Raw genomic sequence first — 23,133 nt, 5'->3', positions numbered from 1 at the left:
TTTAATGAAGCACTCTCCCAACAGCCCCATTCTTCTGACTGCCTCTCTCCATGTGGATGAAGCGCGTAAGGCAATCGCCGGTCTCGTTAATGAATTGATTCATGAGTCTCGTAAGTTGAACAACGCGAGCGATATTGAGTCGGTCACGTTGGATCAAGCGATCAACCGCATTTTGGCAGAAGACTTACTTTCCCCGATTGATGTCCCCGCCGCTGATAACTCAGCTATGGATGGCTTTGCCTTTAATGGCGATTGCTTAGGAGTCGATGAAAATATAGTCGCCCTGAAGATCGTCGGCACGGCCTATGCTGGCAAACCTTATGAGGGCGCTATTGGTTCGGATGAATGCATCAAAATCATGACTGGTGCACTCATGCCTGATGACTGCGATACGGTAATCCCTCAAGAATTTACTGAATCTGCAAATGAATCCGTTGTCAGTTTCAAGCAAAACCAAGTGAAGCGCGGAGAGAATCGTCGCTTACGTGGTGAAGATTTACAAAGCGGAAAAGCTGCTATTGCAGCCGGTCGTTTATTACGACCATCCGATCTTGGTCTAGCTGCATCACTGGGTATTGCGACTCTCAAAGTCCATCGCAAACTCAAGGTTGCCATTCTTTCCTCTGGAGATGAATTGCGCCCTCTTGGACAGAGCCTCGATGTCGGCAGTATCTATGACAGCAATCGCTATAGCCTGACCGGTCTACTCAATCGCCTTAATTTAGAAATCATGGACTGCGGAATTGTGCGCGATGATCCCACCTCACTGAAAGCCGCCTTCATAGATGCCGCCTCTAAAGCAGATGTCCTAATTTCTTCTGGCGGAGTCTCAGTCGGTGAAGTGGACTTTACAAAGCAAATCATGCAAGAGTTGGGTGATGTAGGATTTTGGAAAATTGCTATGCGCCCAGGTCGCCCCATGGCCTTTGGAATGCTCAAGCCAGTTGATGGGTCTAAGCGCAAAACCCTCTTCTTTGGTTTGCCTGGGAATCCAGTTGCAGTCATGGTGACCTTCTACCAATTTGTCCGCTCCGCTTTATTGCAACTGAATGGCGCAAGCCAGACCGAGCCGCCAATGACTCAAGCAATTGCCGAGGCACCGATTCGGAAAAAGCCTGGTCGGACAGAGTTTCAGCGCGCTATTGTGGGGCGCGGCCCAGATGGAAAGCCCACAGTCAAGCTGACTGGTAGCCAAGGTGCTGGAATTTTGCGATCTATGAGTGAGGCAAATTGCTTTGTCATACTGCCCCACGACCAAGGAAATGTTGCCGCTGGTGACTGGGTAGATGTGGCGCTTTTCGACGGACTGCTTTAAGATTGCACCTCATGAAACTCACCAAAAAAGAAATTGCCTTCGTAGATCCAATGCATACCGCCAAAACCCTGGTTTTGGTTTACCTCTGCTTCTCTGTACCGATTGTGTTGTTGGCTTTGTTTGTAGCCTTCATTCGTGACGGTGCCATTCCTGGATTTACCGTTCTCTCCGCACTGATCCTCAATGCCTTACTGGGTTTTGCTTTGCTTTGGATTGCCTGCAAGGTTTACAACTGGGTAGCAGGAAAATTTGGCGGAATTGAACTTGCTCTTCGCGAGCTTCCAGAAGAAATCGAAGCCGACTAATTATTCAGTCGACTTCGTTTCATTTCTTAAGTCTGACTTTTACCCTCTAGTACTTCAGCATTAATTAAGCTTGGTGGTTTTTTTCCATCAAGCGCTGCTCGTAAATTTTCTACTGCGAGATCTACCATCGCTCTACGCGTTTTTTCTGTAGCGCTCGCAATATGCGGAGCCAAAACAATATTGCTGCACTTGAGTAACTCTGGATGCACTTGAGGTTCACCTTCAAAAACATCTAAGCCAGCCGCAAAGATCTTGCCGCTTTGCAATGCTTGTGCCAAAGCCACATCATCCACAATACCGCCACGGGCAATGTTAATCAGGGTTGCAGACGGTTTCATCATCGCAATTTCTGCTGCACCAATCGTATGATGATTTTGTGCGGTGTAAGGTAGCACCAACACCACATGATCAGCAGTGCGGAGTAATTCTTCTTTTGAAACATAAGTTGCACCACAGGATTTTTCATCAGCAACGGAGAGATGGCTGCGGTTGTGATAAATCACTTTCATCCCAAAACCTAAAGCGCGTTTCGCAATTCCTTGTCCAATGCGACCCATACCAATAATGCCAACGGTGCTGTGATGCAAATCCATGCCCAATGGGTTATTCACAATTGACCATTGATCCCACTTACCGGCTCGCACCCAATGCTCCGATTCCGTAATACGCCTTGCAGTGGCCATCAATAATGCAAAGCCAAAATCCGCAGTGGTATCCGTAAGAACATCAGGGGTATTAGTAGCCATGACACCAGCAGCAGTAATCGCTGGGACATCAAAATTGTTGTAACCGACAGAAATATTGGCAACCACTTTCAAATTCTTGGCCTGAGCTAAGGCCACTGCATCGATTCTCTCGCTACCAGCAACCAAAGCCCCCTCCACCACTGAAAGTGCCTTTTGAAGCTCTTCTGGGGTCAAAATCTTGTCAGACTGGTTAGAGTGAACCTCATAGGATTCCTCTAATTTGGCTAGAGCCTCAGGAAATATCGCCCTTGCGACCAAAATCTTCGGTTTGGAGGTGTTTGTAGAGGTATTGGCTGGTGTGTTCATAGCGTGACTTTACCTCAAGTAAATTGATGCTTTTGCCTGAAAAATAGGCTGATTCGGCTAAAATTGAGGTTTTATAACTTGGCAGTCCATTGATTTGGACTCCTCACCTGTTACCCATCATGACTTACGTTGTTACCGAAGCCTGTATCCGTTGCAAATACACTGATTGCGTTGATGTCTGTCCAGTCGATTGTTTTCGCGAAGGTCCTAACTTTTTAGTTATCGATCCTGACGAATGTATTGATTGCGCAGTCTGCGTACCTGAGTGCCCAGTCAATGCGATTTATGCTGAAGATGATGTGCCAGGAGATCAACAGGCATTCATAAAATTAAATGCTGAGTTGTCACCTTCATGGACATCCATTACCAAATCTAAAGCTGCATTACCAGAAGCTGAAGAGTGGAAAGACGTTAAAAACAAACTTGACCAACTGGTAAAGTAAATTGCACTCCCCCATTGAAACCGATGCAGTCATTATTGGCGCCGGTCCGGTGGGGCTCTTCCAAGTCTTCGAGCTTGGTCTCCTAGAAATTAAAGCGCATGTCATTGACTCCCTGCCTGAGGTAGGCGGTCAATGTATCGAGCTCTATCCAGACAAACCAATCTATGACATTCCGGCGATTCCGGTTTGCACTGGTCGAGAGCTCGTTAGCAACCTACTCAAACAAATTGAGCCATTCAAGCCACAGTTCCACCTAAATCAAGAGGTTTCCACTCTTGAGAAGCAGGCTGATGGGCGCTTTTTGATTTGCACATCCCAGGATCAACAATTTTTGAGCAAGGCTATTTTTATTGCTGCTGGCGTTGGCGCATTTCAGCCGCGCACTCTCAATCTGGATGGCATTGAGGCATTTGTAGATAAACAAGTTTTCTATCGCGTCAGAAATCCTGAGCAATTTGTAGGTAAGCGTGTGGTGATTTGTGGTGGTGGAGATTCTGCCCTGGACTGGGCATTACATTTTGTTGATCAAGCGGCAAGCGTGACACTCATTCACCGCAGAGATGAATTCAAAGCAGCGCCTCAATCTATCACTAAGATGCGCGCGCTTTGCGAGGCCGGCAAGATGCAACTCATCATTGGGCAAATTACCGGCCTTGAATCCTCCAATGACAAACTCACTGACATTGCCGTCACCGATATTGATGGTGAAGTACAAAACATTGCCTTAGATGCCCTCTTACTGTTTTATGGCCTCTCACCTAAATTGGGTCCAATTGCCGACTGGGGTCTCGATATCGATCGCAAACAAATTGCTGTGGATACCGCCTGCTTTCAGACCAGTACGCCCGGTATTTATGCCGTTGGCGATATCAACATCTATCCAGGCAAGAAAAAGCTGATTCTGTCAGGCTTTCATGAGGCAGCCTTGGCAGCCTTTGCTGCAGCAGCTTATCTAGCCCCTGAAAAGCAGATTCAACTCCAGTACACCACCACCTCCCCAAAGCTGCATAAAGCGCTTGGGGTGAGCCCGCCAACATTCGAGTAAGCTCTTAATATCACTGAATCATTTAGCTGAATACACCTATGCGTCAATATCACAATCTCATGAAGGAAGTCCTCGAAAAGGGCGTCCAAAAATCCGATAGAACCGGAACCGGAACGATCTCTATCTTCGGCCACCAGATGCGCTTTAATCTGGCCGAAGGCTTTCCGATGGTCACCACTAAGAAGCTCCATCTCAAGTCCATCATCTTGGAACTGCTCTGGTTCCTCAAAGGTAGCACCGATAACAACTGGCTCAAAGAGCGTGGTGTTTCCATTTGGAATGAATGGGCAGCACCTGATGGTGACTTGGGTCCAATTTATGGTTACCAGTGGCGTTCATGGCCTGCACCTAATGGTGAGCATATTGACCAAATCGCTGAAGTTGTAGAGACCCTTAAAAAGAATCCAGACTCTCGTCGCATTATTGTTTCCGCTTGGAACGTAGCTGATATTCCTCGTATGGCTTTAGCACCTTGCCATGCCTTCTTTCAGTTCTATGTTGCTGATGGAAAATTATCTTGCCAACTTTATCAACGTAGTGCGGATATCTTTTTGGGCGTACCTTTCAATATTGCTAGCTACGCTCTACTGACCCACATGATGGCTCAGCAGTGCAATTTAGAAGTGGGTGACTTTGTGTGGACTGGTGGCGACTGTCATCTCTACAGTAACCACTTAGAGCAAGTTGATCTTCAGCTATCTAGAGACTTCTTCCCGTTGCCTAAGCTCAACATCCTGCGCAAGCCAGACTCCATCTTTGATTATGAATTCGAAGACTTTGAAATCGCCGGCTACGAATCCCATCCCGCCATTAAAGCTCCTGTAGCTGTTTAAGAAATTAGATCCCCATGACTGCAGCTAAGCACCCCGCTATCTCAATGATTGTTGCCCGTTCACGTAATCACGTGATTGGCCGCGACAATCAAATGCCTTGGAAAATTTCTGCTGATTTGCAGTTCTTCAAAAAAGTAACAATGGGCCACCCCGTCATCATGGGTCGCAAAACTTGGGAATCGATTGGTCGCCCGCTTCCTGGACGTCGCAATATCGTTGTAAGTCGCAATGCCGATCTCAAGTTGACTGGCGCGGAAGTAGTTAACTCACTCGATGCGGCACTCGCCACCTTGAATGAATTCCCCCGCGTATTTGTGATTGGTGGGGAGCAACTCTTTACTCAAGCTTTTCCTAAGGCGGATCGCCTTTACATCACCGAGATTGATATCGATGTAGACGGTGGTGATACTTTCTTTGAAGTTCCAAACCAATCCGAATGGAAAGAGGTTGAGCGTACCCCAGCCTCTGAAGGTGAAATCACCTTTAACTTTATTACGCTCGAACGCAAGTAATTAGACGGGCTGCACTTCAAAAGATAAAGGGCCCTGAGGGGCCCTTTTCTAATCTACTGATTGCACTTATAGGATCACAGCTTCTTAGCAAAACTGTATTGCGCAAATGCTTGCTCAGCCACGTTAAACCATTGCGCTTCCATATTTCTGAAGGCTCGATAGTCTTCAAATATTTTCTTGAACTGAGGATTCTTGGCAGACTCCTCGGCATAGGTTTCTTGGCTAGCCTTAAAGCAGGCATCCATTACTGAGGTGTTGAACTTACGCAATACTGCGCCACCTTGAACAAGGCGTTGTAATGCCGGTGGATTCAAGGCATCGTACTTGGCGCACATATCAGTGTGAGCCTCAAAACATGCTGCCTGCCATGCTGCCTGGTATGCGGGTGGCAATGAATCCCACTGCTTTTTATTTACCAAGAATGAGAGGCCAGCTGCCCCTTCCCAAAATGCAGGGTAGTAATAATTTTTAGCTACTTTAGCTAAACCTAATTTCTCATCATCGTAAGGACCCACAAATTCAGCGGCATCAATCGTGCCTTTTTCTAGGGCTGAATAAATTTCACCAGCAGGTAACTGTTGGGGCACTACACCTAACTTCGCAAGAACTTGTCCGGCAAAACCAGCGATACGGAATTTAAGTCCCTTGAGATCCTCTGGAGACTTAATCTCTTTACGGAACCAGCCACCCATCTGAGTTCCAGTTTGTCCACCCAAGAAGTTCACAATGTTGTAACTGGCATAGAGCTCACGCATCAACTTCATGCCATTGCCATGCAACATCCAGGCAGATTGCTGGCGCGCTGTCATACCAAATGGCGCGGCCGTATCAAAAATAAATGCACTGTTCTTGCCTAAGTAGTAATAACTAGCGGTATGACCGCATTCCACCGTCCCGTTTTGCACGGCATCCAATACTTGCAATGCTGGGACCACTTCACCAGCGGCAAACACTTTGACATTGAACTTGCCATCAGTGGCTTTACGCAAAGCATTGGCAAATACCTCTGGGGTGCCATACAAAGTATCTAATGATTTTGGGAAGCTCGAGACCAAACGCCAATTGAGGGTTGGCAAGCTCTGTGCAATGGATGGGGCAGCTAATGCTGCTGCACCCGCGCCGATAGTGGCTTTCTTTAAAAAGGAACGTCTTTGCATTTTCTTCTCCTCCAAAATTATTTACCGCCAACAGTCATCGATCCAATCAGAATAGAACCCGTTTCCTTGGTTCCGCGGATTAATGAATCGCTGCCAATCATCTGAATATCCATCAGCATATCGCGCAAGTTGCTCGCAATCGTAATTCCTTCTACCGGGTATTGAATCTCACCGTTCTCTACCCAGTAACCAAAAGCGCCACGAGAGTAATCACCGGTGACATAGTTCACGCCCTGTCCCATGAGCTCAGTAACCAGCAAACCTGTACCCATCTCTTTAAGGAGTGCAGGCAATCCACCCTTAGGCGTCTTGCGACTTTGCAATGTCAAATGATGAGAGCCTCCGGCATTACCGGTGGTCTTCATACCGAGTTTTCTGGCAGAGTAAGTGGATAAGAAATAACCTTGCAATATGCCCTTATCGACTACCGTCCTTGCGCTTGTCTTTACACCCTCTTCATCAAAAGGTGCACTACCTGTCATCGACTTCAGATGAGGATTTTCAAAAAGGCTAACGTGCTTTGGTAAGACTTGTTTGCCTAAGCTATCCAATAAAAAACTGGAGCGACGATACAAAGCGCCCCCGGATACCGCCTGCACCAATCCACCCAGTAGACCAGCTGCTAAGGGCGCTTCAAAGATCACTGGACAGCGTCGAGTAGTTAATGACCTCGCCTTAAGACGTGAGAGTGCACGCTCTGCTGCGTACTTGCCAATCGCAGCGGGATCAGCCAACTCTTCAGGGATACGCGAACTGGAATACCAGTCATCTCTTTGCATAAGTGACTTCTTACCGCCTTCATTTGCAATCGGTGCACAAGAAATATAGTGGCGTGAGAACGGGTAGCCGCCCATAAACCCGTGACTTGTCCCCATCATGAAATGCGCATGATGTGCCGATACCGAAGCACCATCGCTGTTTTTAATTTGTTTGCTAACTGCAAAGGCAGCGCCCTCGGCGGTACGCGCAATATCAATTGCTGTTGCCGAATCTAAATCCCATGGATGAAATAAATCTAGGTCACGCGGATGTTTTTCAAGAAGCTCTTTTTCAGCAGGGCCGGCGCACAGATCTTCGGCTGTATGCTGGGCAATATGGTACGCAGCCTCAACTGTCGCCTTTAAGGAATCCTTAGAGAAATCACTGGTACTGGCGTTACCGCGACGATGACCCAAAAAGACAGTGACGCCAACTTGCTTATCCAGGCTTTGTTCAATGGTTTCAACCTCGCCTTTGCGAACCGTAACCGAAAGACCTTGCCCCTCTGAAACCTCCGCAACAGCATCCGAGGCACCCCGCCTTTTGGCTTCCGTGAGCATGAAATCAATGATTTCTTGAAACTGATTTGATGAGTATGTAAACATGCCCTAATAATAGCTAGAATAGAAACATGAAGCATACCGAAGCCTGGAAAAGATCCTCCCCAAACGAAGTCAAAATCGGCCTAATCTCGATCTCCGACAGAGCGAGCAAGGGCGTCTACACCGACGAGGGTATCCCTGCCCTGCAAATGTGGCTACAAACCGCTATCAGCACCCCCTGCGTCTTTCATGAGCGCCTTATTGCCGATGAACGGGAGATCATTACCGAAACAATCGTGGAGCTGACTGACGATCTCGGCTGTGATTTAGTCCTCACCACAGGCGGTACAGGACCTTCTCGTAGAGATGTGACACCTGAGGCCACAATGGATGCTGGAACCCGCGAAATGCCCGGATTTGGCGAGCAAATGCGCCAAATTAGCCTACGCTTTGTACCTACAGCGATTTTGTCCCGTCAAACAGCTGTTTTACGAGAAATCGATGGTCACGCTGCCCTGGTCATCAACCTGCCAGGTCAACCTAAATCTATCAAAGAAACACTCGAAGGATTAAAGGATGCCGAAGGTAAATCCATTGTTCCCGGTATCTTTGCCGCCGTCCCCTACTGCATCGACTTGATCGGTGGCCCCTATATCGAGACAGATGAATCTATCGTCAAGGCTTTTAGACCCAAGAGTGCCATTAAGAAATAAGGCGAGCGGTCATTTTGGGAAAGCAAAAGGGTCTATTAAATAGACCCTTTTTTATTACTCGTTGCGCACTTTTAAATGCCACTCACTCCGGCAAAGGCACGATGAACTTTTCTCGGTAGTACTTGAGTTCCTCAATGGATTCTTCAATGTCTGCCAAGGCGGTATGAGCCTGCTTTTTAGTAAAGCCCTTCACCAGCTCAGGATGCCAACGCTTGCAGAGCTCCTTGAGGGTAGAAACATCGATATTCCGATAATGAAAAAATGCTTCAAGCTTAGGCATGTATTTAGCCATGAAGCGTCGATCTTGACCAATCGTATTGCCGCACATAGGCGCAATTCCGGGTTTGATGTATTTCTTCAGGAAGGCAATACATTCAGCTTCGGCAGTGGCTTCATCTGTGGTTGAGGCCTTGACCTTATCAATGAGGCCAGAGCGTCCATGGGTGCCCTTATTCCAGGCATCCATCGCATCCAATAAGGCGTCGTCTTGGTGAACCACCCAAACAGGGGCAGTAGCAATCGTATTGAGGTGTGCATCGGTCACGATCACGGCAATTTCCAAAATGCGCTCTTTTTCAGGGTCTAAGCCTGACATCTCCATATCCACCCAAATCAGGTGTTCATTGGCTGGCGCCGCCTTTGGTGCAGGGGTACTTGTTTTTTCACTCATATCTATAATCATCTCATGACATTCACAATTGTTTTTCTAATCGCCTTCATCGCCAGCTTTGGTCTACGCCACTGGTTATCCCAACGCCAAATTCGTCACGTTGCACTCAACCGTGATGTGGTGCCCGCTGAGTTCGCCTCACAGATCTCTCTGGCCGAACACCAAAAAGCTGCCGACTATACGATTGCCAAACTACGCCTCGGTATTTTAGAGAATGGCTTCAGCGCAATTGTTTTGATGGGCTTCACGCTCTTGGGCGGTTTACAGATTTTGAACTTTTCTCTTCTGCAACTATTGGGAGAGGGCATTGCACAGCAAATGGCTCTATTGATATCGATTGTCTTGATCTCCGGAATTATTGACCTACCCTTCTCCTGGTACAAACAGTTTTACCTAGAAGAGCGCTTTGGTTTCAACCGCATGAATGCCAAACTCTTTTTTAGTGACATGTTTAAGGGCTTAGGCGTTGGTGGTGCAATTGGCGTTCCACTGCTCTGGGTCATTCTCAGCTTAATGGCTCAAGCAGGTGACTTCTGGTGGCTATGGGCGTGGGGTGTTCTTACTGTTTTCAGCTTATTGATGCAGTGGATATTTCCAACTTTTATCGCGCCTATCTTCAATAAGTTTGAAGCACTAGAAGAGGGCGCACTAAAGACCCAAATCGAAGCTCTGTTGACGCGTTGTGATTTTGCAAGCCAAGGCCTCTTTGTGATGGATGGCAGCAAACGTAGCGCGCACGGCAATGCATTTTTTGCCGGCATGGGTAAAGCCAAGCGTATTGTCTTTTTTGATACCCTAATCGAAAAACTCAACCCTGGAGAAGTGGAAGCGGTTCTGGCTCATGAACTAGGCCACTACAAGTGCAACCATATTCGTAAACGTTTACTGGTTTCCTTTGCTTTGAGCTTTGCGACATTTGCACTCCTAGGTTGGATCAGTACGCAGCCTTGGTTCTATAGCGATCTTGGTGTGATGCCCAACCCTAATGGCTATAACGGTGGCCTAGCCTTAGCGCTCTTCATGTTGGTATCGCCCGTCTTTAGCTTCTTCCTGACTCCGCTATCGAGCTTGGCATCACGTAAACATGAATATGAGGCAGATGGTTTTGCTGCAGATAAATCCTCTGCAAGCGATTTGATCTCTGCCTTAGTCAAGCTCTATCAAGACAATGCATCGACCTTAACGCCAGATCCGATCTATACCGCGTTCTATAGCTCGCACCCCCCTGCTCCATTGCGCATTTCCAATCTCAAACGTTTTAACTGAGTAAGCCGGAACATATTTAGTTAATGGAACAATTTCACGCGCTACTCACTGCCTCCTACGGAAGGCATTATTTAGCGCAACGCTTAGTCAAAGATGAGCGTGGGAATGAATCCCCTGTCGGTGAATTAATTCAGGTAAGTACGCCAGCTAAGCAACACATTGGTGCAGTAGGTGATCGCATGCTCCTGGAGATGACCTCAGTAGATCAAGCACGCATTGTTCGCATCGAGCCACGAGAAAATTTACTCTATCGATCTGATGCCTTTAAAAGTAAATTGATCGCCTCGAATGTGGATCAAATATTAGTCGTCCTGGCTACGCAACCCGCCTTCTCCCCCGATCTTTTGGGAAGGGCTGTTGTCGCCGCAGAGACAAATCAAATTGGCTTGCACATCCTATTGAACAAATGTGACCTCAAAGATAACTTAGAGCACGCTCGCAAAATCATTGCGCCATACGCACGTATGGGCTATCCCGTAACTGAGGTATCCGCCAAGTTTGATGAAGCCTCCATCGAAGCATTGCGCCCTGCTATCTGCGGCAAAGTCTCGGTGTTTGTAGGTCAATCTGGCATGGGCAAATCAAGTCTACTCAACGCCTGGGTTCCAAATGCAGCAGCAATTACTCAAGAGTACTCAGTTCGCCTCGATACCGGCAAACACACCACCACAGCTTGCCGCTACTTTGAGTTACCTGAGGCTTGGGGGCGGGGTGAGAACGGCAAATTGGGTGCTTTAATCGATTCTCCAGGCTTTCAGGAGTTTGGCTTGGCACATATGTCGGTTAGCGAACTCGAGCATGCCTTTAGGGAGTTTCATGACTTGCTGGGCAAGTGTCGCTTTCATAACTGTGCTCACCAATCTGAGCCGGACTGTGCAATACGAGAAGCTGTAGACAGAAATGAAATAGCGCCAGAAAGACTGGCGCTATTTAGGCAATTACGATCCGATTCAAAAACGGCCGATACGCAGATTCAGGGAATTAGCCAAGCCAAAGAGCGATGGTCAGCATTAGCAATAAAGCCATCCAAGCGATAACTAAGCGCCACACCAAACCAATTGCAGAGCGCATCGTGCGCTCATTCGGCTCAAGGCCTACTTCGTAAACAACGGGCTCACCAGCTTCAGCCATGCGCAAAGCTTCATCGCTATCAGGCTCGCTCATAGGCTCACCCAAACGAACACCCAGGGCACCACTACCGGATGCCAAGATCACTGCTGATAAAGAGTCAGACCATTTACCAGTCAAGTGACGCCATGCATAGACTGCGCCTTCAAAGTTGCCCACAATCGCAAAGCCCATCGCGGTAATACGTGCAGGAACCCAATCCAATACGTAGAAGAAATGACGCGCTGCTTCACTTAAATTGAAATCGCCCTTTTCTGACCAGCGCTGAGCAGCTGTATCAGCCAGGCGATATAAGACCACGCCCGCTGGACCCATTGGCATTAAGAACCAAAACAGCACACCAAATACATGGTGATGAGAACCAATGATGGCGCGCTCTAGTGCAAGAGAAATTACTTCAGTCTCTGTGAGATTGGATGCATCTAATTCAGGGCCATACCACTCAGCCAGAGCCGCACGCGCCGCTGGCAAATCATGATTTGCAATCGCCTCATGGACCAATGTGAAGGAGTGACTAAATTGGCGAAAGCCAAAAAATAAATACGCAATTAATACGTTCCACAAGAATCCCAAAATTGGGAAGGTCACCATGAACACAACATAGAGTACAAATACTAAAAATGTTGGCAGAATGAAAGCTACCAAGCACGCCATACGAGCACCCACTGGGCTCGCACCTTCTTCGGTCTTACCACCGAATTCACCGGCGACCCAATCTAACCAGCGAGCGCTCATGCGCGCGATCCAATGGGTCGAAGTTACTGGGCGATATTGCTCAGCAATGAGGGCAAAGAGAATAGAAAAGAAAGTCATACTTTTAATAAATGATAAAGGTTACGCAACATACCAGCAGTAGCACCCCAGATAAAACGATTTTCATAGGGCATTGAATAAAACCGACGACTACCCTGATCACTCTCCCAGACTCGTACTTGATGATTTGCAGGGTCCATTAAAAAATGTAAAGGCACTTCAAAAACATCTGCGACTTCAAAGGCATCTAAGGCATATTCTGCCTGAGGTTTTACCAATCCCACAACTGGCGTCACACTATAGCCCGAAACCGTTAAATATTGAGGCAAATGGCCAATGATCTCCACCCCCTGCCGATCCAAGCCAATTTCCTCTTCGCTTTCTCGCAAAGCGGTGTCATTGGGACTGGAATCGCCTGGATCCATACGCCCACCCGGAAAGCTAATTTGACCAGCATGGTCGTGTAAATGATCGGTCCTTTGGGTTAGCAGCACTGACAGTCCATCGGCTTTCAACAGTAAAGGGATGAGCACTGCTGCCTGAGTTATTTTTCCAGCGGCTTGGCGGCTTTGAATAATGCCTGCTGCAATAACCTGTCGATTCTCATCCGTGATCTCTGGCTGCCAATCGGGAGGACTTAGAAAACGACTCTTTAGATTCTCTGGATGCAAATGATGGTCAGCTACCCTGGGTTGATCTGCGCATACTCCATGAATCGGAATCGCCTGCGCATCAAAGCTCAATGGAGTGGCTGCACTCAATTTTTGCTCTTGGGGTTTCTGATTCTGAGTCATTAGCTTATTTTAGGGCAATAAAAAAGGCGACCTAGGCCGCCTTCTTTTTGGATTAAAGCAAACCTTATTCCGCTACAGTCTCAGCAACTGCTTTAACTTTGCGTGCAGGAAGTTTTTCTTTAATACGTGCAGACTTACCTGAACGATCGCGCAAGTAGTACAACTTGGCACGACGTACATCACCGCGACGCTTCACTTCAATGCTAGCGATCAATGGTGAGTAAGTTTGGAATGTACGCTCTACACCTTCGCCAGATGAAATCTTACGAACGATAAAGCTTGAATTCAGTCCGCGATTGCGCTTAGCAATCACAACGCCTTCAAAGGCCTGGGTACGCTTACGTGTACCTTCAACTACGTTTACGCCAACAACTACTGTGTCGCCAGGAGCGAAAGTAGGAAGTACTTTGTTAGCACTTAAGCGAGCAATTTCTTCTTGCTCAATTTTTTCGATCAAATTCATTATTAATCCTTAAACATCTTGTCAGCGTTTAATCCCGAGACTTTCATCAACGGACCAGACAGAGGATGCAGTTAAAACCATTTCACTAAATCAAAACACAAACACTTCATTCAAAACCATAATTACTTACAGCGTTCGAAGAAATTGCTCATCTTCTTTACTTAGCAACCCAGTAGCTCTTGCTGATTTAATTAAATCAGGTCTAAGCCTTAGCGTCAGCTCTAAAGACTTCTGCCGACGCCAATCCGCTATTTTAGCGTGATGTCCGCCCAAAAGCACGTCCGGAACAGATAAATTTTCATATATTTCAGGGCGGGTGTAGTGCGGATAGTCCAAAAGACCATTAATAAAGCTATCTTGGACGGCAGATTCTCCATCGCCTAAGGCCCCTGGGATGAGGCGAATAACTGCATCCATCATGGTCATAGCAGGCAATTCCCCGCCGGAAACCACAAAATCGCCCATAGAAAGCTGTAAATCGACGTTTCGATCAATAAAACGCTGGTCAACAGCCTCATATCGACCACAAATAAAGGTTAAATTACCGTAATTGAGTATATCTGTCGCTATCTTCTGGGAAAAGATCTCCCCTTGAGGTGCCAGGAGACAAATTGGCCCAGAAGCGACATTTTGAGATTGATGTGCTGCTTTAACAGCGGATATCGTGTCTTCCAATGGTTTTGCCATCATGACCATACCAGGGCCACCGCCATAGGCGCGATCATCCACAGTCTTACGGGGATCAGAACAATAGTCACGGGGATTCCAGAGATTGACACTGGCAAGACCCTGCTCACAAGCGCGCCCAGTAATACCCCACTGCGTTAAAGCAGGGAACATTTCAGGAAATAAGGTGACTACATCAAAGCGCATATTGGAAATAGAAGATCAATTACTGTTTTGCATTTAGCGCCAACTACCAGTCGGCTTGCCAATCTAAAGTAATGAGCCTGTTCGGCAAGTCGACGTTTTGCACCGCTTCTTTTACGAAAGGTACCAACTGTTTTACTGTTTTGGTTTCTGGATCGCCAAGGGCAATGATTCCGTGGGCGCCGTTATCGTTGATGTCAATTACCTCACCAAGACTTGCGCCTTGAAGATTAATTGCCTTGCAACCAATCAGATCAACCCAGTAATAACTATCGCTCTCTGCTTTTGGAAATACTTCACGAGCAACTAAGATGCGAGCGCCTTTTAAAGCCTCAGCCTGGTCACGATCAGTTATGCCATCTAAAGCAATCACTACAGTACCGCTATGCATCTTGGCCTGCTTCACCTTGTACAGCTTTAATGAAGCCTGCTCATGAGACGCAGCAACACCCGCACTCCGTCGAGGAATGAGAGATAACCAAAGTTCTTTGCTAGATAAGAGTGCTACGGGATCGGAAGAATGAGGGCGAACCTTAATCTGACCCTGTAAGCCTTGAGCGTCCTGAACTGCACCGAGCTCAATCAAATCATCTAGGGAAGGTGTATTCATATTGAAGCCACCTCAACTCCCCAAATAACACTACAAGTAAATTCTGCTACCAAAGACTTCATCACTAAGAAAAAGTCTTTGGATTTGAAGTCTTTAGACCGCAGGATTGTTTTTGATCAAACGAACTACTGTTGGAGAGATCTGCGCGCCAACACCAGTCCAATAGGTCAAACGATCTTGAGCAATACGCATTGCTTGCTCTGTCGCTGCTGCCTGTGGATTGAAGTAACCAATACGCTCGATAAAGTTCGAGTCGCGACGATTGCGCTTGTCTGTAGCCACGATGCTATAAAAAGGGCGCTTCTTTGAACCGCCGCGTGCCAGTCGAATGACGACCATACTTATTCCTTAAAATCTAAAATGAAAACAGGTTGATTACAACCCAATGAAATTACTACAAAATCTTGGGCTCCAACTAACTGAGCAAATTAACAAAACAAATGCACGGTATAGCGGAAAACCTCATATTCTAGACGAAAACCCCTACTTGATCCACCTATTTAAGCGGGCACCCTTTTGGCTTCAACAGTAGAATAGAACCCAGTAGCTCATTAAATAATTATTAAAAACAATAACTTACAGAAATACCGCTATGAAAACTGCCATTTTTAGCCCCTCCAGAGGCCCTATAAAGCGCTTTTTTCTTGTTCTTTCTTGCCTTGGCTTAGGTTTTTTGACCGCCTGCGCCAATGTCATTCCGCCCTGCAATGCCAAAACCAGCCCTCCAAGCAGTGAATTCAGAAACACTAAATGGGAGTTAGTGCGCTGGAATCTCGCACCCAATGCTAAAGGTGAGGTACGTGCCCGACAAATTCCACAGGGCGACAACAGCAACCCAATCCAAATAATCTTTGATGCGAATGGTGAGCGTGTGAGTGGATCTACAGGATGCAATCGCTTTACAGCTCGTATTACTGAAGATGCCAGAGGCTTTACGCTGGATCAAATTGCCGCTACAAAGATGGCCTGCACGCCACAAAGAATGGAGCTAGAGAATGACTTTCTCTATGAATTAAATGATTACCGCTCGATTGTGCGCAACGGCGATCAACTTCTGATGATTGGCGCAGATCGTGAAGTTTTAAGCTTCATGCAAAAAAATAATTCTGCAAAATAACTCAATACTTAGATAAGCACATTACTGAAAGTCCGCATGAAAAAATACAAACTCCTATTCTGCTCACTCGGATTATTTTTTCCCGGGACTGGTTTGAACTGTTTTTATTTGCAAGGATTTAAATCCTTCTGGGGATGGGCTCAACTATTTTCATTTATTGGCGGAATCGCCGGCTGGTTGATTCTTAAAGATACGCACTTCCACTCTGCACCAGGTTGGGTTCTCATCACCTTCGGCTTCATCACCCTTGAGGCAAGCTGGTTAACCACCATCGCTTATGGCTTACGCGCCGATGAAAAATGGGATGCCCAATTTAATCCGGGTTTAGAGCCTAGCCGAGCAACTCAATCTGGTTGGCCAGTTGTGCTGACAGTGATTTTTTCTTTGGTCTTTGGTGCAGGCGTCATGATGACCTTCTTGGCAATTGCATTTGAACAATTCTTCATTTCTCAACTCCAAGAAGCAAGAAAGCTATCCCAGTAATGCGGATAGCTTTTTAATGGCGGTGGCAATTTTTTAAACCTTAAAACTGCTCCGCCGTTAGTGCATTAGTGGAATGACCGCTCTCTAAGATCGATGTTGCGAGAGCTTGCGATTGTGGCAATAGATTTTCCGCAAAGAAGCGAGCAGTAGCAATCTTGGCATCATAGAAATTCGGATCACCGGCACGTAACTCTTGCGCAGCCAATAAAGCGCGTGCCATTTGCCAGGCACCCAATACCAAACCACATAAACGCAAGTATGCAAAACTACCTGCATAGACTGCTTTGATATCCGTTTTGGCATTCGCCACAATGTAAGCCACCGAAGCTTCAAATGCTTCACGCGCTGAAGTTAATTGCTTCAACACTGCTTTTGCATCTGCGGTACCGCTGCTTGCGAGATCTTTTTCAGTTTGCTGGATTTTTTCTGAGAATAGCTTTGCAGTTGCGCCACCATCACGCACTGTTTTTCTACCGATCAGATCATTTGCCTGAATAGCTGTGGTGCCTTCATAGATTGTCAGAATACGAGCATCACGATAGTGTTGTGCTGCACCAGTCTCTTCAATGAAGCCCATGCCGCCGTGAACCTGCACACCTAAACTGGCAACCTCAATCGACATCTCAGTTGAGAAACCTTTCACAATCGGAACCAGAAATTCATATACCGCTTGGTTCTGCTTGCGAGCCGCCTCATCAGGGGATGCATGCTGCGCATCATATGCAGCTGCGGCGTAATACGCCAAAGCTCTAGATGCTTCAATGTAGCCACGCATAGTCATCAGCAAGCGCTTCACATCGGGCTGATGAATAATTGCTACAGGGCCTGGAGAGCCCGTCAGATCGCGACTCTGAACTCGGTCCTTGGCATACTGCACTGCCTTTTGATATGCACGCTCTGCAACTGCAATACCTTGCATACCAACTGCAAAGCGAGCGGCGTTCATCATGACGAACATGTATTCAAGGCCACGATTTTCTTCGCCAACTAAGTAGCCGACTGCGCCACCATGATCACCAAACTGCAAGACTGCAGTTGGGCTGGCCTTGATGCCAAGCTTGTGCTCGATCGAGACACAATGAACATCATTACGCTCACCCAGTGAACCATCCGCATTCACCAAGAACTTCGGCACTACAAATAAAGAGATGCCCTTCACACCCTCTGGCGCATCTGGTGTTCTAGCCAATACGAGATGGACAATATTCTTTGCCATGTCGTGCTCACCATAGGTGATATAGATCTTGGTACCAAAAATTTTGTATGTGCCATTAACGTCGGGTACGGCGCGAGAACGAACCATCGATAAATCGGAGCCTGCTTGAGGCTCAGTGAGGCACATGGATCCAGTCCACTCCCCAGAGATCATCTTAGGCACATAGCGCTCTTGTAACTCAGGGCTTGCTGCAGTTAATAAAGCCTCAATCGCACCATCGGTCAGCATCGGACATAAGGCGAACGACAAGCTAGCTGAATGCACCATCTCAAAGCAGGCGGTGGCAATCAGCTTAGGCAAGCCTTGACCACCAAACTCTGCAGGGTGCACGACACCCTGCCAACCTGCCGCAGCAAATTGCTCAAAGGCCTCTTTGAACCCAGGGGTAGTAGTGACAACACCGTCCTTTAATGAGCTGGGATGCTGATCACCTGGCCAATTGAGAGGCGCTACAACGTCTTGATTGAATTTGGCAGACTCCTCCAGAATCGCTGGGGCCAAATCAACATCAGCACCGGCCTCAGCGTAGGAGGGATAAGAAACAACCTCAGATAGCCCCGCTAGTTCGTTCATCACAAATAGCATGTCTTTTACTGGGGCTACATACGGCATAAGTATTCCTATAAATCAGAGGTAAAGATAGTTAAAAAATATCTCGAATCGCCTTAACCGAGTAAGTTAGTCAGTTCAGGAACGGCGGTATTTAAATCCGCAACCAAGCCGTAATCAGCAACACTAAAGATTGGCGCTTCAGGATCTTTGTTAATCGCTACGATCACCTTAGAGTCTTTCATGCCCGCTAAATGCTGAATCGCACCAGAGATACCTACTGCGACATATAACTGTGGAGCAACAATCTTGCCAGTCTGACCTACCTGATAGTCGTTAGGAACATAGCCAGCATCTACTGCAGCACGTGATGCGCCAAGTGCCGCACCAAGCTTGTCAGCCAAAGGTACAACAATCTCTTGATACTTCTCACCAGAACCTAAACCACGACCACCGGATACGATAATCTTGGCAGCAGTGAGCTCAGGACGGTCTGACTTAGTGAGTTCACGACCCACGAAAGAAGATTTACCGGAAACTTCAGTAGCTGCTTGCTTTTCAACTGCAGCTGATCCACCGCTTGCAGCGACTGGATCAAATCCAGTAGTACGCACCGTAATGACCTTAACTGGATCGCCAGACTGCACGGTAGCAATCGCATTACCCGCATAAATCGGACGCTCAAAGGTATCAGGTGAGACAACCTTAGTGATATCCGATAGCTGTGCTACATCTAACTTGGCGGCAACGCGTGGCAATACGTTCTTACCATTAGCAGTTGCTGGCGCCAGGATGTGGCTGTAGCCATTAGCAATAGAGAGAATCTGTGCAGCCAAAGGCTCAGCAAGTTGATCAGCCAAAGATGGGGCATCTACTTGAATCACTTTACGCACGCCAGCGATTTGGGCCGCGGCGGAAGCTGCGGTATCAGCGCCGCTACCAGCTACCAATACATCCACCTCAGGGGAGCACTGCAAAGCAACCGCTACCGCATTGAGCGTAGCTGCCTTTAAGGATTGATTATCGTGTTCAGCAATAACGAGTGCGGCCATTTAAATCACCTTCGCTTCATTTTTAAGTTTATCTACCAAAGCCGCTACATCAGCCACCATCACACCAGCAGAGCGCTTTGGCGGCTCTTCTACTTTGAGGGTTTTAAGACGTGGAGCAATGTCAACACCCAGTTCTTCAGGCTTCACGATTTCTAAAGTCTTCTTCTTGGCTTTCATGATGTTTGGCAAAGTCACATAACGTGGCTCATTCAAACGCAAGTCAGTTGTAATGACTGCAGGTAAAGTAATCGCAATGGTTTCTAAACCACCATCCACCTCACGAGTAACACTCGCTTTACCATCTGCAACGACCACTTTGGAAGCAAAGGTTGCTTGTGGAATATCCATCAAGCTCGCCAACATCTGGCCGGTTTGATTGCTATCGTCATCAATTGCCTGCTTGCCCAAGATCACAATCTGCGCTTGTTCTTTTTCAGAGAGCGCCTTGAGAATTTTTGCAACTGCTAAAGGCTGTAATTCAGCATCGGTTTCTACCAAGATGGCGCGATCTGCACCAATCGCCAATGCAGTACGCAAGGTTTCTTGACATTGCGTTGGGCCAGCAGAAACAACTACTACCTCAGTTGCCACACCTGCTTCTTTTAGTCGAACTGCTTCCTCAACTGCAATCTCATCAAATGGGTTCATGCTCATTTTGACGTTTGCCAGATCGACACCAGAGTTATCTGATTTCACCCGAATTTTGACGTTGTAATCAACGACACGCTTTACTGCTACTAAGATTTTCATGCTGAATTCTCTATTTTTGAGTAACTTTTCTATTTTATCCGTCTAGTGCCAGGTAAGGCTAGACGTCGATTGCTGAAGCGGATCCCGCCTGCTTTCGCAATTCAAACTTCTGAATCTTGCCAGTAGAGGTCTTGGGTAACTCACAGAACACAATCGCTCTTGGAACCTTAAATCCAGCCAGATGCTGCTTGCAATGGGCGATGATGTCAGCAGGGGTCACTTCCATACCAGGCTTAATTTCTAGGAAGGCGCAAGGCGTTTCGCCCCACTTAGGATCAGGCTTCGCAACAACCGCAGCGGCTATTACTGCAGGGTGACGATAGAGAACATCTTCAACCTCTACGGAAGAAATATTTTCGCCGCCAGAAATAATGATGTCCTTGCTACGATCTTTCATCTTCACATAGCCATCAGGGTTCATCACCGCTAAGTCGCCCGAATGAAACCACCCTCCCTCGAAGGCCTCTTTGGTTGCCTTCTCGTTTTTAAGGTAACCCTTCATGGCGATGTTGCCCTTAAACATAATTTCACCCATCGTCTCGCCATCAGCGGGAACGGGTTCGAGGGTTTCAGGATCAAGAACGGCAATTGCTTGTTGCATGTGATAGCGAACTCCTTGGCGAGCATTAAGACGAGCTCTCTCACCAATATCCACTTCATTCCACTCATCCTGCTTCACACAAACAGCTGCCGGACCATAAACTTCAGTTAATCCGTAAACGTGTGTCAAATCAAAACCAAGCTTTTCCATGCCCTCAATAATTGAAGCAGGAGGTGCAGCACCTGCAATTAAGCCTTTCACGCCAGCAGGCACTCCCTCTTTTAATTCATCAGGGGCATTCACTAATAGGTTATGCACAATCGGGGCGGCGCAGTAATGCGTGACAGCGTGGTCTTTGATAGCGGCAAAAATATGTTGTGCATCCACGCGACGTAGGCAGACGTTAATACCAGCGCGTGCAGCTACCGTCCATGGGAAACACCAGCCATTGCAATGGAACATTGGGAGCGTCCAGAGGTAAATGGGGTGCTTATTAATATCCCAATCCAAAATATTCGACACAGCGTTAATCGCTGCGCCGCGATGGTGATACACCACACCCTTTGGATTGCCAGTAGTTCCCGAGGTGTAATTCAGGCAAATCGCTTGCCATTCATCTGCAGGGACTTGCCATGCAAATTGAGGATCGCCCTCAGACAGGAATTTTTCATAAGTGAGTTTGCCAAGCTTCTCGCCAGGAACATCAAATTCTTTTTCTTCGGCATCAATCACTAAAAACTCGCGCCCACTTTCTTTCTTGGCGATCTCGAGAGCTTTTTTCATTACCCCAGAAAATTCTGGATCTACGATCACGACTTTTGCTTCGCCATGATTCAACATAAAGGCAACTGACTCTGCATCAAGACGCGTATTCAAGGCGTTTAATACCGCTCCAGCCATCGGAATACCAAAATGCGCCTCAACCATAGGTGGCGTATTGGGCAACATCACAGCAACCGTATCCCCTAAGCCAATGCCATGCTTTTGCAGCGCGCTTGCAAAGCGACGGCAACGTTCATAGGTCTGACCCCAAGTCTGACGCAATTTGCCATGAATGATTGCCAAGCGGTCTGGATAGACTTCAGCTGATCGCTCAAGAAACAATAGTGGAGTAATCGGTGTGAAATTCGCTGGGTTACGATCTAAACCCTGCTCAAAAATATTAGCCATGCGTTCCTTGAATGTTGCTCTTTTTTAATCTAAATTTCGATGACGTTTAAATGTCGGCAAGTGCCTTTACGTGCGCCACCACACTACGGCCTAATGCGGAAAGGTTGTAGCCACCCTCAAGGCAACTGACGATGCGGCCTTGGGCATATTGGTTTGCAATGACTTTAAGCTGCTTGGTAATCCAGGCATAGTCATCTTCTACCAAGCCCATCTGCCCTAAATCATCCTCACGGTGAGCATCAAAGCCCGCAGAGATGATGATGAGCTCTGGTTCAAAATCCCGTAGACGCGGCAACCATTGCTCTTCAACAATCGAGCGCACGACATCACCTCGAGTAGAAGCCGGCAAGGGGACATTCACCATATTATTGGCGCCATCCAAGCCGCTGTATGGATAAAACGGGTGCTGGAAGAAGCTACACATGAGCACACTAGGATCATTAAAAAATGCAGCTTCAGTTCCATTGCCGTGATGCACATCAAAATCGATGATGGCTACACGTTCGATGCCGTATGTCTCCATCGCATAGCGCGCAGCTACAGCAACGTTATCAAAAACACAAAATCCCATGGAGCGAGTTGGCTCTGCATGGTGACCAGGAGGGCGAACTGCACAAAATACATTTTCAACCTCGCCCTTCATCACCGCATCAACACCCGCAATAGCGGCACCTGCTGCACGGAGCGCAGCGCTCCAAGTGTGCGGGTTCATGATGGTGTCACCATCGAGCATGAAATAGCCGCTGGCTGGTGAGCGCTCTTTAACAAAGGCAATGTGATCTGGACTGTGAACCAACTCCAGTTGATCTTCAGTTGCTAACGGCGCATCGAGATGGTGCAGAAAGCGATCGATGCCGCTACGAATGAGTTGATCATTGATTGCCTGAATGCGCTCTGGGCACTCGGGGTGATGACTACCCATCTCATGTTTTAGAAAATCTGGATGAGTTATGTATCCTGTTGTCATTACTAGAAATCCTCAATAGCAAAACTATAATTTTTATAATCTAATAAAACCTGCCAAC

At 47.3% G+C, this 23,133-nt stretch carries 26 protein-coding genes; 11 read left to right on the top strand and 15 right to left on the bottom strand.

Going from position 1 to position 23,133, the window contains the following annotated elements; all coding sequences use genetic code 11:
• The first annotated feature begins 4 nt into the window (after positions 1-4).
• Positions 5-1,315 carry a gephyrin-like molybdotransferase Glp gene (gene glp / locus ICN25_RS06245; protein WP_216182137.1) on the top strand — a complete coding sequence of 437 codons (1,311 nt, stop codon included), beginning with the start codon at positions 5-7 and terminating at the stop codon, positions 1,313-1,315.
• Positions 1,316-1,326: 11 nt separating this feature from the next.
• Positions 1,327-1,620, top strand: a complete 294-nt coding sequence (locus ICN25_RS06240; protein ID WP_015421612.1) for a hypothetical protein — start codon at positions 1,327-1,329, stop codon at positions 1,618-1,620.
• A 26-nt stretch (positions 1,621-1,646) separates the two neighbouring features.
• Here the strand turns inward: ICN25_RS06240 and ICN25_RS06235 are convergent, their stop codons facing one another.
• A complete protein-coding gene (locus tag ICN25_RS06235; RefSeq protein WP_216180228.1) occupies positions 1,647-2,672 on the bottom strand; it encodes a D-glycerate dehydrogenase in 1,026 nt (341 codons plus the stop codon).
• Positions 2,673-2,791: 119 nt separating this feature from the next.
• Between ICN25_RS06235 and fdxA the strand changes: the two genes are divergently transcribed.
• The 4 genes from fdxA to ICN25_RS06215 are packed head-to-tail and all read left to right on the top strand — an operon-like array spanning position 2,792 to position 5,505.
• Positions 2,792-3,115, top strand: coding sequence for a ferredoxin FdxA (gene fdxA, locus ICN25_RS06230; protein WP_041485149.1), 324 nt, complete (start codon positions 2,792-2,794; stop codon positions 3,113-3,115).
• Position 3,116: 1 nt separating this feature from the next.
• Positions 3,117-4,160 (top strand): NAD(P)/FAD-dependent oxidoreductase, encoded by a 1,044-nt coding sequence (locus tag ICN25_RS06225; protein WP_216180220.1) that lies wholly within the window; start codon positions 3,117-3,119, stop codon positions 4,158-4,160.
• A gap of 38 nt (positions 4,161-4,198) precedes the next feature.
• Entirely contained in the window at positions 4,199-4,993 is a 795-nt protein-coding gene (locus tag ICN25_RS06220) for a thymidylate synthase (RefSeq protein WP_216180217.1), read from the top strand.
• Between the two features lie 14 nt (positions 4,994-5,007).
• Positions 5,008-5,505 carry a dihydrofolate reductase gene (locus tag ICN25_RS06215; protein ID WP_216180214.1) on the top strand — a complete coding sequence of 166 codons (498 nt, stop codon included), beginning with the start codon at positions 5,008-5,010 and terminating at the stop codon, positions 5,503-5,505.
• A 74-nt stretch (positions 5,506-5,579) separates the two neighbouring features.
• Here ICN25_RS06215 and ICN25_RS06210 read toward each other — a convergent pair whose 3' ends face one another.
• Both ICN25_RS06210 and pmbA read right to left on the bottom strand, forming a co-directional pair.
• A complete protein-coding gene (locus tag ICN25_RS06210) occupies positions 5,580-6,662 on the bottom strand; it encodes a TRAP transporter substrate-binding protein (protein WP_216180211.1) in 1,083 nt (360 codons plus the stop codon).
• A gap of 17 nt (positions 6,663-6,679) precedes the next feature.
• Positions 6,680-8,026: a metalloprotease PmbA gene (gene pmbA, locus ICN25_RS06205; RefSeq protein WP_216180208.1), complete on the bottom strand. Its 1,347-nt coding sequence runs from the start codon at positions 8,024-8,026 to the stop codon at positions 6,680-6,682.
• A 26-nt stretch (positions 8,027-8,052) separates the two neighbouring features.
• Between pmbA and mog the strand changes: the two genes are divergently transcribed.
• Positions 8,053-8,676, top strand: coding sequence for a molybdopterin adenylyltransferase (mog, locus tag ICN25_RS06200; RefSeq protein WP_216180205.1), 624 nt, complete (start codon positions 8,053-8,055; stop codon positions 8,674-8,676).
• 82 nt (positions 8,677-8,758) lie between these two features.
• Here mog and orn read toward each other — a convergent pair whose 3' ends face one another.
• Positions 8,759-9,346: an oligoribonuclease gene (orn, locus tag ICN25_RS06195; protein WP_216180202.1), complete on the bottom strand. Its 588-nt coding sequence runs from the start codon at positions 9,344-9,346 to the stop codon at positions 8,759-8,761.
• 15 nt (positions 9,347-9,361) lie between these two features.
• Between orn and ICN25_RS06190 the strand changes: the two genes are divergently transcribed.
• Both ICN25_RS06190 and rsgA read left to right on the top strand, forming a co-directional pair.
• Positions 9,362-10,612, top strand: coding sequence for a M48 family metallopeptidase (locus ICN25_RS06190; RefSeq protein WP_216180199.1), 1,251 nt, complete (start codon positions 9,362-9,364; stop codon positions 10,610-10,612).
• A 23-nt stretch (positions 10,613-10,635) separates the two neighbouring features.
• Complete coding sequence (gene rsgA, locus ICN25_RS06185; RefSeq protein ID WP_216180196.1) at positions 10,636-11,649, top strand: ribosome small subunit-dependent GTPase A; 1,014 nt, start codon at positions 10,636-10,638, stop codon at positions 11,647-11,649.
• On the opposite strand, the gene ICN25_RS06180 is transcribed toward rsgA, so the two are convergent.
• The 6 genes from ICN25_RS06180 to rpsP form a co-directional block, all read right to left on the bottom strand.
• A complete protein-coding gene (locus ICN25_RS06180) occupies positions 11,594-12,553 on the bottom strand; it encodes a CobD/CbiB family protein (protein ID WP_216180193.1) in 960 nt (319 codons plus the stop codon). The two genes, rsgA and ICN25_RS06180, sit on opposite strands and share 56 nt — an antisense overlap.
• Positions 12,550-13,287, bottom strand: coding sequence for a CoA pyrophosphatase (locus ICN25_RS06175; RefSeq protein ID WP_216180191.1), 738 nt, complete (start codon positions 13,285-13,287; stop codon positions 12,550-12,552). The genes ICN25_RS06180 and ICN25_RS06175 overlap by 4 nt, the downstream gene beginning before the upstream one ends.
• A gap of 64 nt (positions 13,288-13,351) precedes the next feature.
• Positions 13,352-13,750 carry a 50S ribosomal protein L19 gene (rplS, locus tag ICN25_RS06170; protein WP_215375214.1) on the bottom strand — a complete coding sequence of 133 codons (399 nt, stop codon included), beginning with the start codon at positions 13,748-13,750 and terminating at the stop codon, positions 13,352-13,354.
• A gap of 126 nt (positions 13,751-13,876) precedes the next feature.
• Positions 13,877-14,623 carry a tRNA (guanosine(37)-N1)-methyltransferase TrmD gene (trmD, locus tag ICN25_RS06165; RefSeq protein ID WP_216180188.1) on the bottom strand — a complete coding sequence of 249 codons (747 nt, stop codon included), beginning with the start codon at positions 14,621-14,623 and terminating at the stop codon, positions 13,877-13,879.
• Positions 14,624-14,666: 43 nt separating this feature from the next.
• On the bottom strand, positions 14,667-15,230 hold the full coding sequence (gene rimM, locus ICN25_RS06160) for a ribosome maturation factor RimM (RefSeq protein WP_216180186.1): 564 nt from the start codon (positions 15,228-15,230) through the stop codon (positions 14,667-14,669).
• Between the two features lie 93 nt (positions 15,231-15,323).
• Positions 15,324-15,569 carry a 30S ribosomal protein S16 gene (gene rpsP / locus ICN25_RS06155; protein ID WP_011902362.1) on the bottom strand — a complete coding sequence of 82 codons (246 nt, stop codon included), beginning with the start codon at positions 15,567-15,569 and terminating at the stop codon, positions 15,324-15,326.
• Positions 15,570-15,822: 253 nt separating this feature from the next.
• Here rpsP and ICN25_RS06150 point away from each other — a divergent pair, with 253 nt between their 5' ends.
• Positions 15,823-16,347, top strand: coding sequence for an META domain-containing protein (locus ICN25_RS06150; RefSeq protein ID WP_216180185.1), 525 nt, complete (start codon positions 15,823-15,825; stop codon positions 16,345-16,347).
• A 36-nt stretch (positions 16,348-16,383) separates the two neighbouring features.
• The gene (locus ICN25_RS06145; protein WP_216180183.1) at positions 16,384-16,830 is read left to right on the top strand and encodes a hypothetical protein; all 447 of its coding nucleotides are present in this window, start codon (positions 16,384-16,386) and stop codon (positions 16,828-16,830) included.
• Positions 16,831-16,870: 40 nt separating this feature from the next.
• Here the strand turns inward: ICN25_RS06145 and ICN25_RS06140 are convergent, their stop codons facing one another.
• The 5 genes from ICN25_RS06140 to ICN25_RS06120 are packed head-to-tail and all read right to left on the bottom strand — an operon-like array spanning position 16,871 to position 23,075.
• The gene (locus ICN25_RS06140) at positions 16,871-18,658 is read right to left on the bottom strand and encodes an acyl-CoA dehydrogenase (RefSeq protein WP_216180181.1); all 1,788 of its coding nucleotides are present in this window, start codon (positions 18,656-18,658) and stop codon (positions 16,871-16,873) included.
• Positions 18,659-18,711: 53 nt separating this feature from the next.
• Positions 18,712-19,647, bottom strand: a complete 936-nt coding sequence (locus ICN25_RS06135; protein WP_216180179.1) for an electron transfer flavoprotein subunit alpha/FixB family protein — start codon at positions 19,645-19,647, stop codon at positions 18,712-18,714.
• Positions 19,648-20,397 (bottom strand): electron transfer flavoprotein subunit beta/FixA family protein, encoded by a 750-nt coding sequence (locus ICN25_RS06130; protein ID WP_216180178.1) that lies wholly within the window; start codon positions 20,395-20,397, stop codon positions 19,648-19,650.
• Positions 20,398-20,455: 58 nt separating this feature from the next.
• The gene (locus tag ICN25_RS06125) at positions 20,456-22,108 is read right to left on the bottom strand and encodes an acyl-CoA synthetase (protein ID WP_216180176.1); all 1,653 of its coding nucleotides are present in this window, start codon (positions 22,106-22,108) and stop codon (positions 20,456-20,458) included.
• Positions 22,109-22,154: 46 nt separating this feature from the next.
• A complete protein-coding gene (locus tag ICN25_RS06120; RefSeq protein ID WP_216180174.1) occupies positions 22,155-23,075 on the bottom strand; it encodes a histone deacetylase family protein in 921 nt (306 codons plus the stop codon).
• Positions 23,076-23,133: the final 58 nt, after the last annotated feature.

The sequence above is a fragment of the Polynucleobacter sp. 80A-SIGWE genome (assembly GCF_018882295.1).
Classification (GTDB): Bacteria; Pseudomonadota; Gammaproteobacteria; order Burkholderiales; family Burkholderiaceae; genus Polynucleobacter.
This window is presented reverse-complemented; position numbering and strand designations above follow the sequence as displayed.